This is a genomic window from Pedosphaera parvula Ellin514, from assembly GCF_000172555.1.
GTDB lineage: Bacteria > Verrucomicrobiota > Verrucomicrobiia > Limisphaerales > Pedosphaeraceae > Pedosphaera.
The window spans coordinates 191,993-210,017 of the sequence record NZ_ABOX02000006.1 but is presented as its reverse complement, the minus strand read 5'-3'; the positions used below and the strand labels follow the sequence as shown (position 1 = coordinate 210,017).

Below are 18,025 nucleotides of genomic sequence, written 5' to 3'. Positions count from 1 at the left end.
GCTTGCTAGGATTGGTTGGTCACAGCCTCCATGCCCAGACGCTGTTTCAATTCATCACGCCAACTGGGCGTCAATGCAGGAATCGTAATTGCTTTGCGCATGATTTCCTCATTATGTCTTTTGAAATACATCACGTCCATCATTTCACGAACAGTGACCCCGCGCGAGTCAATCTTTACGCGCTCCATCGCATCTCCAGCGCCAATTTCGCCGGGTGCCAGCACGCGCAAATAGAATCCAATTCTTCCGCTGGCCGCGAAGTGTTTTGGAAACTCAGGCAGGTTCATCTTAACGGCAAGCTTGTAGCAGGGCACCCGGGGTTGGCTGATTTCGAGCAGGACTTCTCCGATGCGGAACATGTCACCTATATGTACACCGTCCTCGAGCCAGCCTGAGATGGTGAGATTCTCGCCAAATTGCCCAAAGGAAAAATCGTTTCTTCCAAGCTCCCCGGCCCAATACTCGTAATGTTCAAACGGATAACTATAGACTGCCTTGTGGATGCCTCCATGGTTTTCCAGGTCGGCCTGCCCATCTCCCTCCAATCCCAGGGAATGAACTTTGATTCTTCCCTCGACCGGTATTTTAAAGATTCCTGTTGAAAATGTTTTTCCCTGCCCTGTGACCTCTCGCGGGAGGGAAACGTTTATCGAAAGTACTTTCATGACTTTTGAATCTTGTTCGAATCTCAAGTACCACCCTAGCGTGACCAGCGCATTAGTGCCAGTCTCAACACAACCCGGCTTAAAATCGATTCTCAACTGTTGCCACCATCGATGGCGCAGGAGAGATACTTTCCAATTGTTTGGCAGGTTTAATCTGTTACTCTGCACAACGTTCAAGGTGCATATACTGCTTCCACCAATCATCGAGCGAGAGTTAAGGATAGCCTTACGCAAACGCCAGGCTGTGAAGTCCCGTTCGTTGATTGCCCTTGGGGCAACCCTTTTGGTTTCCTTCTTTTTTATTCTGAGCTTGTTCAATGGCCCCAAAAGCGTCGGCAGAGATCTCCACATCTTCCTTTTCTACGCCGGGCTTTATCTTGCGCTCATCCCGCCGATCACCATTAGTGTCGCTTTATTCTCGGAGGAACGTCGCAACCAAACTCTCGAACTTCTTTACCTCAGTGGCATAAGTTCCGGCGAACTTTTTGTTGGCAAACTCCTGAGCGGCATCCTCAACGCCTCCAGCGATCTGCTGGCCATATGTCCTTTCCTCACCATTCCGTTCCTGACCGGAGGCGTCTCCCTCGACTTATACCTGGCCACCCTCGCTTGCTTCCCAACGCTCCTGATTTTTATCGTGACTGCTGGCTTGCTGGCCTCCGTTTTGTGCACGGATGATGGTTCGGCCCTCTTCGGTGCCGTTTTGCTGGTGGCCTGCGTTGCCCTGGCACCAGTCCTGCCATTTTGGCTCGGAAAAATTCTTGCCGGCTCTCCACCCTTTTCCACGACCTGGCTCTGCCTCAGCCCTGCCTCCGTTCCTTACCTGGTCGCCACCAACTTTGCGAACGCCACACCAGCCATGTTTTGGAAAGCGGCAATCGCAACCTGGGGATGGTCGCTGCTCTTTCTCGGCCTCGCCGCCTGGCTGCTCAAACGCAATTGGAAACAGGAATTGGAAAAGTCCGGCGACAGAGGCTGGCGCGGACTTTGGGAGGGTTTTGTGAACGGTTCCGCTTCCTGGCGGCGGGAACTGCGTGCCGATCTTATGGATGCGAACCCATTCCACTGGCTCGCCCAACGGGATCGTCGCCCGGTCATGGCCGCCTGGGGTCTCCTGGTTGGCCTGAGCCTCATCTGGCTTCTGGGTTGGTGGGCATGGCCGCATCTTTGGCCCTCCACCATGAATTTTTATCTGACTGCCTTCGTGATGATTCTAAGTGTGAATACGATCAGCGTCTACGCTGCGGCACGCCGCCTGGGCAACGATCGCCACGATGGCGCCTTGGAGCTCCTGCTCACCACGCCATTGAGGGAAGGCCAGATCGTGGATGGCCAGATTGCTGCCATCAAGGCGCAATTTAAACCCGTCAGATTCACGACCCTTGGCCTCTGCATCCTCATGATGATAGGCGGCTTTCTTACCCGCTCATGGACCTCCAACGCCATCATCTCCTATCTTTTGATCTGGGGCTTGTTCATCGCCTGGTGCCTTCACGGTTCGCAACGATCCGTGCCGACAGCCATGTGGATCGCACTGAACAGCGGAAGGCCCACGTTCGCTTTTTTTCGATTACGAACCAATTTGTGGGGCTGGGTGGCGTTGATCGTGAACGGCCGAAGCATGAGTCGCGCTTTTACCAGCCTTGGCTATCAATTCCCCACGGGCTCCGTTACGGAACTTGTCGTGGTTTGTTTTGGAACGGTGATAATCTTTATTTCCATCGCGGCCATTCAGCTAAGCCCCTCCGCTCAGCACGAATTTCTTGTGCGCGAAATGAGATCAATTGCCCAGGAACCAGTTCCTGAACCAAATGACCCTCGTTTTAAAAAATGGGACGTCCGCCAGCGTCTTCCCCCTGCGGCTTGATTCATTGGCAGGAGCGCTCGGAAACGGCTCACGCCTCCTTCACGAGCGCCCAAGGTGCGCTTCGCGTTCAGTCTGAACCATGAAGTTTTACCAGCTTGTTATAAATTCCAAGCAATAGGAAAGTTGGCGCCCATTGCCCTATGAACAAGGCATCTGTATCTCTCTTTTGTGATTTGAGAACCAGCGAGGCAATAATGGAACCTCCCGCAGCCCATAGAAACAAATCTGATGGCAGCTTCGCAGTTTGCTGTTCAATCGTTTTCGCAACCTTGCCTTCGCGATACAAATGCTGGCGAGATTGAGTTTCCGTTTCAGTAGCCATGATATTAATCTCCTTATTTTCAAACGTCCTATTAAAGTGTTGCACTACGTTGGCGTCGTGTGCAAGTGGGAGCTGAACTATTTCCCTGGGCAAGGACGGGGCATTTAACCTATACCGTCCTGCCGCTTTTGACGCCTGCACCAGCAGCTTCCGAATAATTTTAAGGCTGTCGCGTCGAATGTGGTCACTGAATGATGGACCATTACACCAGCAATATTGATTGCCACACGCAAAATGAAAACGGCACACTGAAGGAACTCTTTCGCGTGAATGGTCGTGGCTTGGAATTGATGGGCTGTATAAAGGTTCTGATCATTTTCTTTTTCGTTGTTTGTCTGGCACTGTTGTCTGGGGCGGAAACAATTCCGCTGCAAATTTCGACAAACGGCGCGAATGATGTGGCGCTCAAACAAACCGCCCCGGATGGTTACGAAATCACCACAACCGACTCTGACCCGTTCGTGCACACCGCTCCGCTTCCGCAACCGCTCACGTCGAAAAATGAACTGATCTTATCCTTCGAGTACATCACTCCCGCGGCCATCGATGGCCTGCAACTTTTTTTGGTGCCTCCCTGCGATGAAAAGCACAGTCTTCAAGCGACAGGTTTGCAGGCAACCCAAACATGGACTTCTCGTTCCCTGGATTTGCAGGACATTTTGCAGGAAGCTACTCAGGATGTTACTTCCTTGCGGCTCGACTTCGGCAACCAGCCCGGACGTGTGATTCAAATCCGATCGCTCCAATTGCGAATGCCCAATGAAGCTGAACTGGCGGCAAAAAAGCAGCAGCAATTGCACCGTGAACAGCAGCAGCAAGTGGAGAATCGTCTTCGCAATTATCTCACCCGCACCTTCCCCTGCCAAATCAACCGTGTAAAGATTACCGAACGACAGACCATCCTTGAAGGCACGCTGGAGAGACATGCCAAAGACCTGTTCCTAGTGGAAATCCCGCTCTCAGCGCAGGTCTCTGAATTGAAGGATTTTTCCTTCAGCCAACCGATTCCGCTAAATGGAAAACGACAATTTTCGTTGAGCCTCGACCGGTTTTATCAACACGAGGGCCGAACGTGGGATCGACTGCTCTCACGTTGGGCGGTGGTGCAAAAGGTGGGCGGGAACTTTGAGTTGCGTTCCCCCGCCCGTTGCGCTGACGAGGTAACATCTCAATGGCATCCAAAAGAGGAAAAGCCCCGCAACAAAAAGGGAATCGGCGGACTTTGGTGGAATCGCCCCATCAGTGACCTGGATGATCTCAATATCTCCTCTGCCACGGTCAACATCAGTCTGAATGGTTTCATGCGAACTTCCAATGGAGCAGAATGCCTCGCCTTCGATTTCAGTGGCCGCACCTGGTATGCGGACACTCATTATCTTGAGCATTTGGACCGCACGCTTTTGGAGGCCGCCAAACGTCACATCGTCGTTTCCGCAATCATACTTCTTAATTCATCTCCGAGCGGCTGGGGTAAGTTGGCTGCCCATCCGGATGCTGATCCCGCTGGCATTTACGCCATGCCGAATGTCTCGAGTGAGGAAGGCTTGCAGGCCTATGCCGCGGCTTTGAATTTCCTGGCCCATCGTTACAGCGATCCAACCGGCAATCACGGCCGGATTCATCACTGGATCATGCACAACGAAATCAACGCCGCGTGGGATTGGACGAATGCGGGCGAAAAGACCGCGTTGCAATACATGGAACTTTATTACAAATCCATGCGCACTGCGGATTTGATTGCACATCAATACGACCCTCACGCCAAGGTCTTCATCTCATTGGCGCAATTCTGGGCTTCAGCCCCCGGAAAACATTATTACGCCGGAAAGGAGCTCCTTGAAGATCTGCTGCAATTCTCCCATGCCGAAGGGGATTTCAACTGGGGCATTGCGTTTCATCCCTATCCCTCCGACCTTTTCAACCCGCGCACCTGGGAAGACAAGGACACGACCGATGGCTTCGACTCGCCCAAAATCACGCCGCGCAACCTTGAAGTGCTCGACCACTGGGTCCAACAGCGGCAGACGTTTTATCTCGGCAAGCACCCGCGATCAATTCAATTGACTGAGCAAGGTTTCAACTCGCGTGATTATTCGGCAAAATCTCTCGCCGATCAGGCCGCCGCCATGGCGTACACCTGGAAAAAAGTGGAAGCGCTTAAAAGCATCGAAGCTTTTGATTATCATAACTGGGTCGATAACCGCCATGAAGGCGGCCTGCATATCGGATTGCGTAAATTCGATGATGACAAGAATGACCCGCTGGGACGCAAACCCATTTGGTTTACCTATCAGTCATTAGGAACCAACGGTGTTCGATCCGTCAACAAATCAAGATAACTCAATACCAACCGGACAATGATCCGACCCCGGAATGTTAGGTTGGATGAATGCCCTCTTTAACCGTGGTCGCAATGCCGACGAGATGAGAAAATAATCAATGCGCCAGCCAACGTTCCGCGACCGTGCACCACCCATCGGGCTCCACCAACTATAATGACCGCCACCTTTCTCGAATTCGCGGAAGGTGTCAATGAACCCGGCCTTGATGACCGTGCTGAATCCCGCCCGCTCCTCGGGAGTGAATCCATGGTTTTTCACGTTCGCCTTCGGATTGGCCAGGTCGATTTCAGTGTGCGCGACGTTGAGATCACCGCAGAAGATGACCGGCTTCTTCTTTTCCAGTTTTTTTAAATAGCTGAGAAAATCACAGTCCCATTGCTGCCGATAAGCCAGGCGGGTAAGTTCACGCTTGGAATTTGGCACGTAAACGTTCACCAGGAAGAACTCGGGATATTCGGAGGTCAAAACCCGCCCTTCCATATCGTGTTCCGGACAATTGATTCCCAGGGAAACCGAGATCGGTTTGGCCTTCGTAAAAATGGCCGTTCCCGAATAGCCCTTCTTCTGCGCTGTGTTCCAGTATGTGGTGAAAGTCGCAGGCCAGAGCTGCTCTACATCATCTGGTGTGCACTTGGTTTCTTGCAGGCAAAGAATATCCGGATCTTCCTTCGCGAGAAAATCGAGAAAGTTTTTCTTCAATACCGCCCGCAGGCCATTCACATTCCATGAAATCAGTTTCACAGTGAGAGAAGTTACAGGATATGCTTTCGCCAGGCGAGAAACTAAAATTATTTCTCTCCACTTTTTTCCTTTTGCTCCTGCAAGGTGGCAAGAAACGACTCACCCCATTGTTTCAATTTGCTTTCGAGCTTCTTCGTGCAATCGCAATCACAACAAGCCCATGGTTCTGTTCCGTTTTCATGGCGGCAGTTCCTGCGTGAATGAGCATCCTTGATACTGATCAAATCGAAATACTTTTCCCAATAAGGCCGCTCCTCTTCCAAAGGTGTCGCACAAAAACAAGTCTCAACCCACTGGGCCGTTCCGTCGTGATCCACTCGCGCCTGCTCCATGTCGTATTGATACTCATCTCCAGCAACTGAACCGCGGCCCAGTGAGCCATCCTTGATGGCTTGCAACAGCGCCCGCTCGTGCCCGGACTTCACTCGTGCTTTAACCAGATAACGCATAACCTTGCGTTTAAAATAACGCAGTTTCTCAATTTCGAAAGAGCGCTAAAAAGCGTGTCTTATTTGGCCATTCTGACCCGGAACGCACCCTGCTTCTTCATGCAAGCGTGCCGAAATTTTGGTGGTCGAACTTGCCATCACCATCTTTAATGTGGAATTTACTTTTATGCGGTCAACCAAAGGCGTGCGAACAGTGGCAATATTTGAGGGTGCGAAAGGCCTGCTGGTAGTGTTGGTGGGATTTGGACTGCTCGGCTTGGTGCACCGAAATGTGGAAATAGCCGCGGAACATTTGGTGCGACGACTGCATTTAAATCCAGCCAGACACTTGCCGCACATTTTCCTCGAAGCTGCAGGCCAAGTCCACGATTCAAACCTGCTGCTTTTGGCTGCAGGAGCGCTGGCTTATTCCACCGGACGATTCATTGAAGCTTATGGGCTCTGGCGCCAACGACGCTGGGCTGAATGGGTCGCTGTGATCAGCGGCGCAGTTTATCTGCCTGTGGAATTTTACGAACTGGTCCGGCGTGTCCACTGGTCCAAAGTTGTCATTGTCATCGTCAATCTGGGAATTGTGTTTTATATGACACGTGTGCTGATCCAATCACGCAAGCGTGCTGCCTCTGAAATTCGGGCTCAATGATTCGTTTAATGCTTTGCGAGTGAAGCCACCGATTCAAGAGTGAGCACCACACATAACTTGCTTAACTCCTGGATCAAATTGCGTCATCAGAATAAAAGCAGAAATATTTTTAAAAACTATTTGACTCGGAGTAACACTTATTAGTAAGTTCTTCGCGGAGTTAAACATTCAATGACTACCTGCAACAACATATTAACCGCGCCAGTCTGGGCGATGATGTCAGCAAATACGCTGATTCATCGTAAAGATTCCCCCCTCTGGTTGTGAGTTTGCCGACCTGAGCGCTTCGGAAGGACTCTGGAGCAATCAATATGGGACAAAGGTAAGCAGGTAAAAGAACTATCGAAAGACACTTTTTAAACCCTGCTTACGACGAGTAAGCAGGGTTTTTTGTTTTAGCAACTAGTAACATAACGGCAGTTTAATAACGGGTGAAACTTAGTAAGTGCGTCTATATGGCGCAGATTCACAGTCAGCATAAAGTGGCGACGGCGCCAAACAGATTTTCTCTAGATTTACATTCTAAGGGCTTCGGAGGAGGTGTGCCCCAAACACCGAAACGTCCACCGCGAAATACCTGTGGCTACAGCGATAACGACCTGTAACGGTGTTTGTTCTTTGTTGTAGTATACATGGGCCCGAGGCAGCCACCTCGGGCCTTTTAATTTCCACGCTTTGGATCGAACCGCTCTCTCATTGATATGCTCCTTCCAAAGCGTTTCATTTTCGCGGCTGTGATTTAACAGCAGAATGTCTTCTCGCCAGGGAGAACGTCCGGGTACGATTCCCGGCAGCCGCTCCATTATTATAATTCCAAGCCGCGCACCAGCCGTGCAGGAGAATCTCCAAAATTCACCTTGCTCCGGGCAGCACGGAGGCGGCTTGCCAATTTTACTCGAGCGATTTGTAAATCGCATTTGGGGGGCGTGGCAGAAAAGTGATGCACCTGCTTTGCAAGCAGGTTTAAACGGGAGCGTTACCCGTCAGCCTCCACCATTTATTTACTGCGGGGAACTCGACTAAAGTACAGAGATGAGCCTCATAAACTCATTTAGATGGGTGCGATTCCCATCCCCGCTACCAATTTCAAAAGGACAGTGATCCGGTTACCTGACTGTAAATCGGGTGTCATAAAATAAAGTCGGAAGCGACGAATTGGAGCATTACCAACACTGTCCACCATTTTTTGCCTTCGTAGCTGAATAGAAAAGGTGCTTGCGCACGGCCACCAGGGTGCAAGTCCCTCCGGAGGCGTCAGAATCTTCGATGGAGATCGATACCAAGGAATCGAAAACAACTCCATCTCTACAAAACCAAAGTCCCCGTATCCTGCCAAATCAGCCGGGGCAAACAGCGCGTAGTGTGGGAGCAACATGCTCCGCTTGGGACGGAGTGACCGCAGGTGCAAGTCCTGCCGCGCTGACCAATTTACTGCCGGGTGGTGTCAAAGTAGCACAGATGCCTGTTAAGCATCCTGTCCTGGTGCGAGTCCAGGTCCGGCAGCCATTTAGTCATGCTTCCGTAGCTCAATTACCAGAGCGTGGATCTTCTAAGTCCATCGATGCAGGTGAGAGTCCCGCCGGAAGCACCATCTCGGTTGGGTGACAGAATAGAATTGTCCCGGTCTTGAAAATCGAGTGAGGGTAAAACCTATGCGGGTGCAAGTCCTGCCCCAACCGCCACTTTTGTCTTAACCATTAACGAAAGGAAATCCTGTGAGACCTGTAATCCGATATCAGAGCCAACTTTTGTTCAGGAGAGCCTATAAGCCGGTTCGTAAATTTACACCGGCCAAGCGAGCCAAGGGACTTGTCTTCAAACCCGTCCGGCTTTTGCCTTTCAAGAACACGGCTTGAAATGCAACTCCCCCGCAACCACCGCCGAGGTAGGTCGGAAAACATTCCTTGGCGGTGGCCGTGCGCAAGCACCTTTTGTAGCTCAAAAGCAGAGCACTCGCCTGATAAGCGAGAGAACGTGGAGCGTTACCACGCGAAAGGACCAACTTCCCCGAATAGCTGAGAGAGATTAGCGCGGCTCTGAAGAAGCTGAGACGTTGGCGCGATTCCAACTTCGGGGGCCATATTATATAATAGAAACAATCGATTTGAACTGAATGAATAGCGAGAAACCAAATATACGCCTCATTGCCTCCGGGAAGGATTGGATTGAGGGCGCGGCAGTTGATCAGTTGAAACGAACTGCAGAATTGCCCGGCATGCGGTTGGCAGTGGGGTTTCCCGACCTGCACCCTGGCAAAGGTCATCCAGTCGGGGCCGCCTTCGTCAGCAGCGGAACGATTTATCCTTATCTGATTGGCAATGATATCGGCTGCGGCATGGGTTTCTGGCAAACCGACCTGTTGCGAAGAAAGGCGAAGCTGGATCGCTGGGCAGGAAGACTGTCAGATTTGGAGAATCCGTGGGAGGGAGATGTAGGTGAATGGTTGCAACGGGCGGAATTGCCCACCACCCATTCGGATCATTCTCTGGGCACCATCGGCGGAGGCAATCACTTTGCTGAATTGCAAGCGGTCGAGAAGGTGGAGGATGAAACTGAATTTGCGAAACTCAACCTCTCGAAGGAGAAACTGATGTTGCTCGTTCATAGCGGCTCGCGCGGTTTGGGCGAATCGATACTGCGCGCTTATGTCGATCAGCATCGCGACGCGGGAGTCGCCGTGGAATCAACGGATGCGAAGGATTATTTACAAAAGCATGATGAAGCCGTGCGTTGGGCCAAGGCGAATCGCAGCCTGATTGCACATCGATTTGCATCGGTACTGAACGCAGCGTGCGAGAATGTAGTGGATGGTTCGCATAATAGTATCACGCGTCACGAACTCGCGGGAGAAACCGTGTGGCTGCATCGCAAAGGTGCTGCGCCAGCGGAAACCGGCCCGATGATCATACCCGGTTCGCGCGGAACTGTCAGCTATTTGGTGTTGCCGACTGGAGACCTGCCTGCTGCAGCCTGGTCGCTGGCTCACGGAGCGGGACGAAAGTGGACTCGTAGTGAAAGCAAATCACGCATTCGTGATCGGTATCGGCCCGATGAACTTTCACAAACAGAGTTGGGCAGTCGCGTCATCTGTGAGAATCGCGATTTGCTCTACGAGGAAGCGCCGGACGCTTACAAGAAAATTGAAGTGGTGATTAAGACATTGGTCGATGAGGGTTTAATCCGCGTCATTGCCAGTCTGCGCCCACTGATCACCTATAAAACGCGGTCCTCCAGATGATTACTTGTTCAGCTTCAAGACTGCTTTTGAGCATCTGACCGACCGGCAACATATTCCGTTCGCAGTTTCTGTAATTGCCTGACGATAAATTTCTGTTTATCCAGGTTTGCTCGAAACGCGAATAGGACGTAACGCTCGCCTCGGGATTCCTTGATGGCGACGCACAATCCCAAACGATTACCAAAAGAAGTGCGACGTAAACTGATGGAAGCAACTTTATCCCAGTCAAATTGCTGAGAAAACCCGATTGGCCACAGACCTGTGAACACTTTACCTCGGTCATTCTTTACGGTGACAGTGGTTCTTTGGTAGGCGACGGCAAGCCAGGGATAACACCAGGCAATAACACCAAAGAGAATACCAAGTGCTATTGCTGAGTTATTTTTCTGCAACAACATCTTGATGGCTACCCAAACGAAGAATCCGCTTAAGATAATTGCGGGTGTCAGGAAGAAACACATTGCCATTTGAACTCTGGAAAATCCCAGCTCAAATCCGGTGTCACTTCGGCGAAACCAGGCACCTTTTGGTGGCGGTTGTTCAGCGACATTTTTCATTTACCAGAGCAGGCTGCAATACCTGCATTCGCAAATCAAGGCTGCACGTCACCAAATAGCATTTAATGTGAATCCGATCACGTCCGCCATCATTTTTGTTCCTGAGCGCCAAGTAGCCGAGCGGTTTCCCTTTCAAGGAGATGTTTAGCCGGTGCGAGTCCGGCCAGGAACACCACTTTTGAATTTCGAATAGCGAATTTCGAGTGGCGAATGTGAGAAGGCAAGATTTCTGACATTCGAAACTCGAAATTCGTCATTCGCAATTTCCCAGGCTCTCAAGGTGTAAGAGTTCTGCATCTCTCCGTGCGAAGGAGAGGGTTCATGGTGCAAGTCCATGTGAGAGCACCAATTTCGTTTTCGTTTGCCAAAAGCAAATTGACGCCAAGGGAGAACCGGTTCGTCGCCATCGTGCGCCAGCCGGTTCTCGTGGATTTTCCAGGGTCGTGATGTAACAGTAAGCATCTCCGCCTGTGACGCGGACTGTGCGGGTGCAACTCCCGTCGCCCTGACCATTTCAAGTAGCTATTTAACAGATGGGCCGAAGTTTACAGGTTATCCACCAACGGAGGGGAGGACGCTCGCCATGAGAGAGCGCTCGGGCCCAAGCCCGGGACGGGTTCGATTCCCGTATGGAATCCCATTTCCTGTGGCAACCCTTGCCCGTCTGAACTCTTTGTGTTCAGCGTGTCATCCCGAACAAATAAGCATGCGTATGAAAAGGCCAAATTGTCACGTTCGGAACAAAGTGGGATTTGACTGGGCTTGGAGCTTTTGTCATTGTCACGAAAATTAACCCCAAGCAGCACGTCTAATCAGAAGACTATGCCAGACATTAAATTCTCGTGCCCACATTGCCAGCAGCATATTTCAGCCGATACCGGTTATGGGGGGATGCAAATTGATTGTCCTGCTTGCAAGGGCAGTCTTGTCGTCCCGGGAGCTGCGGCAGCCCCAGCCCCAATCCCGATTCCCACATCGGCAGTGGCTTCCGGGCCCGCGCCTTTGCGACGCCAGGCATCCGCGCCAGCATCCGCGCCAAGTCCGGCTGCGTCCGGGTGTCCCTCGTGCGGTGCCGGGATGGGAAAAGGAGCCGTGCTTTGCACCAACTGCGGTTACAATCTCGCGACCGGTCAGCGTACAGTGGCAGGACGACCGGCAGCTTTGGGAAAGCCGACTGCACCGAATTACGATGTACCTTGGTATAAGACTGCGTATCCCTATCTGGGTGGGGTAGTACTGTTGTTGGGAATTTTATATCTCCTGGGAAGGAATAATCCCCCCATGATGTTAGGTTTTGCGGCAGTGGCGTTTCTTTACTTGGTGACGGTGCAAATTATCGCCCTTGTGTTCGCCTTCAAGGAAAGTGTGGGAACGGGCTTCCTCGCACTCTGCATTCCAATCTATTGCACCTACTTCGTATTCAAGGTCTCCGACAACGATACTTTGAAGCTGCTTTACGGACTCGGGATCCTCATCGGCATTGGCATCAATTTTATGGATCTGGGCCACTAACATGGAGCTTAATTCTCGAGCTGTGATTTATGCGAAGCGGTTCCGCTGCTGGCTGAATCAGCCACAACTGGCCAGCAACCGCTGGTTTGGGAAGCATTGTGTGATCGCCGCGTGGTTGGGCTTATTGCTCGCTGCGGTATCGCCGCCGCATGGCTCCGGAGTGACATTGTGTTGGCTCAAGTCTGTCACCGGATTGCCATGTCCAGGATGCGGGATGACGCGCAGCCTCAGCTGCGGGATCAGAGGTATGTTCAGTGAAAGTTTGCACTACCATCCGATGGGACTGTTTATTCTGGCATTATTTATTTTAATCGCGGCTCAGAGTCTGTGCACACGCGGGTTTCGCGAGCGGGTCGCACGGTTCATGGAAAACCAGGCGACTTTTTTCAACCACCTTTATTTCGCGTTCGTGCTCACCTTTATGGGCTTCGGAATTGTTCGCGCGTTGTTCAGTTTCGGCGGAGCTTTAGTTGCTTCCAAATGATTTGCATGCTCCAAGACTGAATGTTGGTTTAAAGAGAGATTTTTAGACGGGCCGCAGAGCCTGGGTTATCGGCACCGTGGAGAAATCCACCAGCGGGTTCGAATCCCGCCCCAGCCGCCATATGGCTGGGTTCCCAGCTCACCCTTTGTCCGTCTCACATTTCGGCGGGTCGATGAATTGGGTTATCGCTTGTCACGCGGGAGGTCGACGGTTCGATTCCGTCCTCCGGCTCCAAATGCCGGGGTAGTTCAGTAGTAGAACGCCTATGTCCAATTCGCAACTTATCCGCCTTTAAAATCAAGGAAAGAAATCAAAACATGAGATCAGATATGCATAAAGTCATCGTCGAACGCCCTCGTGGTGGTGGCGGTTGCGGCAAACAAAATCGCAGGGCGAACATTCCCTTTGAAGATCGTCCGCGATTTCAGGGAATTAAGCGGGCACACGTTCGACGCAAATGGTTTGGAGAGCATCTTGGACCTTTACGGCGGTGGCTCCGTTCCCAAGTTGGAAGGCCATGGAACGAGGTTTACAGTGAAGCCTGCAAAGTCATCAAGCCGGACAGCGTGGTGCGCAATCATATTAAATTTCATCTGCTGGAGATGGTCATCCGCCATACCTTCATGAATGAAGGAGAAATATGGTGCTTCGATTCAAATTGGAGGATGGCCGGTGGGCCGGTAAACCAGATCGCCGGAAGATGCAAGCCATTCTATGTTCATCCAGAAACGGGCATTCTGTGCGAACAGGTCTGGTGGAGAAAACGGGCAACCTATTTCGAGAAGGAAGCGCAGCAGCGGTCTGAAACTCAACGTCAGCTATCACGGAATGTGAGATTGATCAAACTGAATGGGCTCTGGTTCGAGTGTCAGATGGAGTTCTTCAGGGAAACACAAAATCCCACGCCTTACGATGTTGCGCTGGGAAGGCAGGTCTATGGCAGCATCAGTTGCAAAATGTATGGTGATTATGTGCATTGTGTCGCGAAGCGTCAGTTGTCACGTAAGGAATTACGACGCTATGGACTGTCCAATCAAATGAAAACCAGTGAGTTCACCAAAGGAGGCGGTTCAAGGCTCGACGGAGCGGCAAGGCATTTTGCTTTGCTGCTCCGTCGAGCCTTGAAGCCGGTGAGCCGTCTCATCCTATTTCCAATCGAGATTACAAAAATCAAATATTACTCTAAAATTTTTCACAGGGTCGAAGCAATTGGATTATCGCTCATAACGAAGTGGTCGCGGGTTCGAATCCCGCCTCCGGCTCCAGATGCCGGGGTAGTTCAGTGGTAGAACGCTTAAAAAACTCCAGTTCATCACTTATCCTGTGAATACTTTTTGTTTTTAATGGGCCGAAGACATCGGGTTATCCGTCATTGGTTCGACTCCAATCTCCCCGACCATAACGGGGAGTAGCTCAGTGGTAGAGCAATCCCGCGTCCCCCTTGCCCATTAGTTAAATTCAGAAGTCAGAAAATGAAGTGAGGACTTGAAGCATTACGTCGGTTCCACTTCGGATTATTTTCGCGGGCCGAACGAGCATGGGTTATCGCTGTAAACGAAACATCCCACGTTCATCCAACTTGTCCGCGTCTTCACTTAAACATCCACTCCGTGGTTGGCGGTGTGAAAGGAGGTAAATATGGCAATCAACTACTCAAAACTTTTTAATCGCCGCGCGACACCGCAGTCGCAGGCCATCCCGGGTTCGGGACAGGTTCGCAACTCGGCGGGTGGTTACTCGTGGGAAGTGACCGACTGGCAGCGTTTGGATCGCTTTTTGATCCTCGGCGCTGAAGGTGGCACCTACTACATCGGCGAACGCGATCTCGTGAAGCAGAATCACGATGCCATCATCCGTTGCATCAAGGAAAATGGTGCGCGTGTCGTTGATCGCATCGTCGAGATTTCCGACTCTGGTCGTGCGCCGAAGAATGATCCGGCCATCTTTGCCCTCGCGCTTGTGACAACTCACGGTGACGTTGCGGCCAAGACCAAGGCCTTCGCGAACCTGTCAAAAGTCTGCCGCATCGGCACGCACCTCTTCCACTTCGCTGGGTATGTAAATGCGATGCGCGGTTGGGGACGCGGTCTCCGCAATGCGGTTGGCAACTGGTATAATGCCCAGGAACCACGCGAATTGGCCTTGCAGGCAATCAAGTATCAGCAGCGCGACGGCTGGTCACACGGTGACTTGCTGCGCCTGGCACATCCAAAAGAAGTTTCACGCGAACACGCGGCAATCTTCCGCTGGATGTTGTCCGGCCAGGATGAACTGGGTGAACGCACGGTCAAGCGCAAGGTCAACTGTGCGGAACGCACAGCGACCTATGCGGCCGTGGGCGAATTGCCAGCCTTAATCCAGGCGTTTGAGCAGGCCAAAGCCGCGAAGGGCAAGGGAGAAATCCTGAAGCTCATCACGGAAAGCAACCTGCCACGCGAAGCCGTCCCAACCGAATGGTTGAACGATGCTGAAGTGTGGGATGCCTTGCTGCAGAAAATGCCGATGACCGCAATGATCCGCAACCTTGGCAAGATGACGAGCGTTGGCTTGCTCAAACCAATGAGCGCAGCTGCCAAGCTGGTGGTTGCAAAGCTGTCTGACCAGACTGCGTTGAAGCGCGCCCGTGTGCACCCTATGGCCGTCCTGATCGCGGAGAAAATCTACGCTCAGGGTCGCGGCGACAAGGGCAGCTTGAGTTGGTCGCCAGTGCAGCCAATCATCGATGCGTTGGACGAAGCGTTTTACGCGACGTTCAGCAACGTCGAACCGTGCGGCAAGCCAGTCTTGCTCGCGCTTGACGTCAGCGGTTCCATGGGGATGGCGAAGATTGCGGGCTCCTGCCTGTCAGCACGTGAAGCGAGCGCAGCGATGTCCTTGATTACAGCGGCTACGGAGCCTGATTACGTTATCGTTGGGTTCTCGGCGGCAGCGAACGGGCATGGCGGTCAGTGGGGTGGTGGTGAACCGGGCATTACGCCGGTCAACATCTCTCCGAAGATGCGCCTTGCGGAGGTCGTGAAGGAAATCGAGAAGATTCCAATGGGCGGCACAGATTGCGCCCTGCCAATGGTATGGGCACGTCGGCAGAAGGTGAATGTGTCAGGCTTCGTGACCTACACCGACAGTGAAACCTGGGCGGGCAATATTCATCCTTCACAGGCTTTGCGTAATTACCGCGACCAGTTCGCGGCAGATGCCAAGGCAGTGGTGGTGGGTATGACCTCGAACGACTTCACGATCGCGGACCCGAAGGACCGCGGCATGTTGGACGTCGTCGGTTTCGATACAACCGCTCCGGCGGTAATCGCGGATTTTATCCGCAGTGATTAACACATGCAGACGAGTGGTTATCCATTCGTTTGCAGCTTAAAATTGATTTTTGATAAGGACGGGATGGAAACATTCCGAAACCGATCCGGGAGCATGATCCCGTCAGATAAGCCGGTGAAAGCCGGTCAAAGCGGAGTTCCTCCTACGGAGCCGCGCCTGGAGACAGGCCACTTATGCAAGCCCAATTCTTGTAAGCTTATCGCAATTCGCGGTGAGCTATGCTGGAAGATGGAGTGAAAACGGAGAGCTGAGGGTAACACTGTAAGCTCTTTACTAACGGTAGCGCCGAGCACTTCACTTACGCCAAACATCGACAGTTAAGGAATAAGGGTAGCCATTTGGTCCGAGACCGCAATCAAGGGCTGAGTGACAGAATGAGAGGCAAACGGTTCAGGGCAACCTGAAATCGTAAGTCTTGAAATTCGGTGGAATATCCGCAAGAGAAACACAGAAGGCGTGCAGTATAGCGTGATCCAAAAGATCATGAAGCTGCAAGACGCGCACGTCTTGGTAGGATTGCTGCTGCAGGCAACTGTAGCACCTGACTGAAAATCAGGCTAAACGCAAAGTCGCGTCTTCTGTTGGATTGGAAAGTAGCTTAATCCCTGAATCCTGCGGGATAATCAGGGCGTCCGATGCTCCGCAAGAGCTGAGGACGTTGGTTGAAATCGCATGGTGGGTTCGCAGCCCTTTACTGCCCGCAAGGCAGACAGTAAGAGGACAGCCGAGCGATCCAATGGTGAACTGGCAATGCCACCAGTATAAAACGGCAGCTATCGGACTTACCAGATTGTGGCTTCGGCCTGGTTTGGTGGAAACGTTGGGAAGCCTTCCCGCATGGAGGGTATAATCCAATCAAAGAGTCCGAACCAAAACTGTATTCTCAGGTTTACTTTTTCAGTCCGGTTGGCCGAGTAATTAGGCAGCAGCCTGCAAAGCTGCATTACAGGAGTGCAATTCTCTTACCGGACTCCAATTTCTGCGGCAGTGATGTTTAATAGATGAGCATGGCTGCCTTCCAAGCAGCTCGTCCGAGTGCAACTCCCGGTTGCCGCACCATCTATTTTCGCAGTGCCTTGACGAGTTCGGGCAGGATCACGCCTGCCGGGCCTTTAAGCATGAAATCCGCCTTCGGAGTCAGCGGTGTTGGTGCAGGATTGATTTCCACCAAGGTTGCGTTGTGGTTCAGAGCTTCGTGCGGCAATGAAGCGGCAGGATAGACCAGGCCCGACGTCCCGATGGAAAAGAATACATCCGCCTTACGACTGGCCTTCATGGCAGATTCAAGTTCAGCTTCCGGGAGAGGCTCCTCGAACCAGACCACGTCGGGACGGAGCCATCCGCCGCAATCCGGGCATTTGGGAGGGACATCCCCAGTATCTTTCCAGGATTCAACGATGGTTCCTTCCTGAAAGCATTTGGTTCGATGGATGTTTCCATGAAGTTCAATGATGATGTTGCTGCCGGGAAGCCGGTGCAGACCATCAACGTTTTGGGTGATCAGCGTAAACTCCGGAAAAAGTTCCTGCATTTCCACCAGGGCGTAGTGTGCGGGATTTGGTTTGGCCTTGGAAACCAGTTCGCGACGCCATTGATACCATTCCCAGACCAGCTTCGGATTCTGGCGGAACGCGCGCGGAGTGGCGAGTTCCTCTGGTGAGTATTGCGACCAGAGGCCGGTCTGTGCATCGCGGAAAGTGGGCACACCGCTCTCAGCAGAAACGCCCGCACCGGTCAGCACCACGACACGGTTGGCGGAACGCAGGGTGTCGACAAGCTCGGAAGGAATGGGAGAAGTCATGACTAGAGATTACAACGAGTCGTCACAAATTCCACTCCATTGTGCTAAGCAATTTGGATGAAGCGGTGAGGCGA

14 protein-coding genes and 11 tRNA genes are annotated in these 18,025 nt (G+C 52.1%); 19 read left to right on the top strand and 6 right to left on the bottom strand.

What is annotated here, in order from left to right:
- Positions 1-5: 5 nt before the first annotated feature.
- Positions 6-665 (bottom strand): MOSC domain-containing protein, encoded by a 660-nt coding sequence (locus CFLAV_RS07060; RefSeq protein WP_040547295.1) that lies wholly within the window; start codon positions 663-665, stop codon positions 6-8.
- Positions 666-843: 178 nt separating this feature from the next.
- On the opposite strand from CFLAV_RS07060, the gene CFLAV_RS07055 reads away from it, so the two are divergent.
- On the top strand, positions 844-2,532 hold the full coding sequence (locus CFLAV_RS07055; RefSeq protein ID WP_160164514.1) for an ABC transporter permease: 1,689 nt from the start codon (positions 844-846) through the stop codon (positions 2,530-2,532).
- Between the two features lie 67 nt (positions 2,533-2,599).
- Here CFLAV_RS07055 and CFLAV_RS07050 read toward each other — a convergent pair whose 3' ends face one another.
- Positions 2,600-2,854, bottom strand: coding sequence for a hypothetical protein (locus CFLAV_RS07050; protein WP_007413967.1), 255 nt, complete (start codon positions 2,852-2,854; stop codon positions 2,600-2,602).
- A 191-nt stretch (positions 2,855-3,045) separates the two neighbouring features.
- Here CFLAV_RS07050 and CFLAV_RS07045 point away from each other — a divergent pair, with 191 nt between their 5' ends.
- Entirely contained in the window at positions 3,046-5,193 is a 2,148-nt protein-coding gene (locus tag CFLAV_RS07045; protein ID WP_007413966.1) for a DUF5722 domain-containing protein, read from the top strand.
- Here the strand turns inward: CFLAV_RS07045 and CFLAV_RS07040 are convergent.
- The gene (locus CFLAV_RS07040; protein ID WP_007413965.1) at positions 5,185-5,937 is read right to left on the bottom strand and encodes an exodeoxyribonuclease III; all 753 of its coding nucleotides are present in this window, start codon (positions 5,935-5,937) and stop codon (positions 5,185-5,187) included. The two genes, CFLAV_RS07045 and CFLAV_RS07040, sit on opposite strands and share 9 nt — an antisense overlap.
- Before the next feature lie 47 nt (positions 5,938-5,984).
- Positions 5,985-6,386 (bottom strand): hypothetical protein, encoded by a 402-nt coding sequence (locus CFLAV_RS07035; RefSeq protein ID WP_007413964.1) that lies wholly within the window; start codon positions 6,384-6,386, stop codon positions 5,985-5,987.
- Between the two features lie 166 nt (positions 6,387-6,552).
- Here CFLAV_RS07035 and CFLAV_RS07030 point away from each other — a divergent pair, with 166 nt between their 5' ends.
- The 8 genes from CFLAV_RS07030 (at position 6,553) to CFLAV_RS07005 (ending at position 10,267) form a co-directional block, all read left to right on the top strand.
- Positions 6,553-7,029 carry a DUF2127 domain-containing protein gene (locus CFLAV_RS07030; protein ID WP_040547391.1) on the top strand — a complete coding sequence of 159 codons (477 nt, stop codon included), beginning with the start codon at positions 6,553-6,555 and terminating at the stop codon, positions 7,027-7,029.
- A 728-nt stretch (positions 7,030-7,757) separates the two neighbouring features.
- A tRNA-Gly gene (locus CFLAV_RS34800) sits at positions 7,758-7,831 on the top strand.
- Between the two features lie 118 nt (positions 7,832-7,949).
- Positions 7,950-8,025 (top strand) — tRNA-Ala (locus CFLAV_RS34795).
- 355 nt (positions 8,026-8,380) lie between these two features.
- Positions 8,381-8,455 (top strand) — tRNA-Pro (locus tag CFLAV_RS34790).
- Between the two features lie 6 nt (positions 8,456-8,461).
- A tRNA-Asn gene (locus tag CFLAV_RS07020) sits at positions 8,462-8,535 on the top strand.
- Positions 8,536-8,544: 9 nt separating this feature from the next.
- A tRNA-Arg gene (locus tag CFLAV_RS07015) sits at positions 8,545-8,620 on the top strand.
- 4 nt (positions 8,621-8,624) lie between these two features.
- Positions 8,625-8,711: transfer RNA gene (locus CFLAV_RS34785), tRNA-Ser, on the top strand.
- Positions 8,712-9,142: 431 nt separating this feature from the next.
- On the top strand, positions 9,143-10,267 hold the full coding sequence (locus CFLAV_RS07005) for an RNA ligase RtcB family protein (protein WP_007413962.1): 1,125 nt from the start codon (positions 9,143-9,145) through the stop codon (positions 10,265-10,267).
- Between the two features lie 14 nt (positions 10,268-10,281).
- Here CFLAV_RS07005 and CFLAV_RS07000 read toward each other — a convergent pair whose 3' ends face one another.
- Positions 10,282-10,824 carry a hypothetical protein gene (locus tag CFLAV_RS07000; RefSeq protein ID WP_007413961.1) on the bottom strand — a complete coding sequence of 181 codons (543 nt, stop codon included), beginning with the start codon at positions 10,822-10,824 and terminating at the stop codon, positions 10,282-10,284.
- Between the two features lie 97 nt (positions 10,825-10,921).
- On the opposite strand from CFLAV_RS07000, the gene CFLAV_RS34780 reads away from it, so the two are divergent.
- From CFLAV_RS34780 to CFLAV_RS06965, 9 genes are all read left to right on the top strand, one after another.
- A tRNA-Glu gene (locus tag CFLAV_RS34780) sits at positions 10,922-10,999 on the top strand.
- A gap of 261 nt (positions 11,000-11,260) precedes the next feature.
- A tRNA-His gene (locus CFLAV_RS06990) sits at positions 11,261-11,336 on the top strand.
- 310 nt (positions 11,337-11,646) lie between these two features.
- The gene (locus CFLAV_RS34775) at positions 11,647-12,336 is read left to right on the top strand and encodes a hypothetical protein (protein ID WP_150107307.1); all 690 of its coding nucleotides are present in this window, start codon (positions 11,647-11,649) and stop codon (positions 12,334-12,336) included.
- A gap of 100 nt (positions 12,337-12,436) precedes the next feature.
- The gene (locus CFLAV_RS32000; protein WP_160164513.1) at positions 12,437-12,820 is read left to right on the top strand and encodes a DUF2752 domain-containing protein; all 384 of its coding nucleotides are present in this window, start codon (positions 12,437-12,439) and stop codon (positions 12,818-12,820) included.
- 317 nt (positions 12,821-13,137) lie between these two features.
- Positions 13,138-14,109: a hypothetical protein gene (locus tag CFLAV_RS31995; RefSeq protein ID WP_150107306.1), complete on the top strand. Its 972-nt coding sequence runs from the start codon at positions 13,138-13,140 to the stop codon at positions 14,107-14,109.
- Positions 14,091-14,219: transfer RNA gene (locus CFLAV_RS34770), tRNA-OTHER, on the top strand. Before CFLAV_RS31995 ends, CFLAV_RS34770 begins: the two co-directional genes overlap by 19 nt.
- Before the next feature lie 239 nt (positions 14,220-14,458).
- Complete coding sequence (locus CFLAV_RS06970; RefSeq protein ID WP_007413957.1) at positions 14,459-16,150, top strand: TROVE domain-containing protein; 1,692 nt, start codon at positions 14,459-14,461, stop codon at positions 16,148-16,150.
- A 900-nt stretch (positions 16,151-17,050) separates the two neighbouring features.
- Positions 17,051-17,125: transfer RNA gene (locus CFLAV_RS34765), tRNA-Cys, on the top strand.
- Between the two features lie 6 nt (positions 17,126-17,131).
- Positions 17,132-17,209 (top strand) — tRNA-Gly (locus tag CFLAV_RS06965).
- Position 17,210: 1 nt separating this feature from the next.
- Here CFLAV_RS06965 and CFLAV_RS06960 read toward each other — a convergent pair.
- A complete protein-coding gene (locus CFLAV_RS06960) occupies positions 17,211-17,951 on the bottom strand; it encodes an SIR2 family NAD-dependent protein deacylase (protein WP_007413955.1) in 741 nt (246 codons plus the stop codon).
- Between the last annotated feature and the right edge of the window lie 74 nt (positions 17,952-18,025).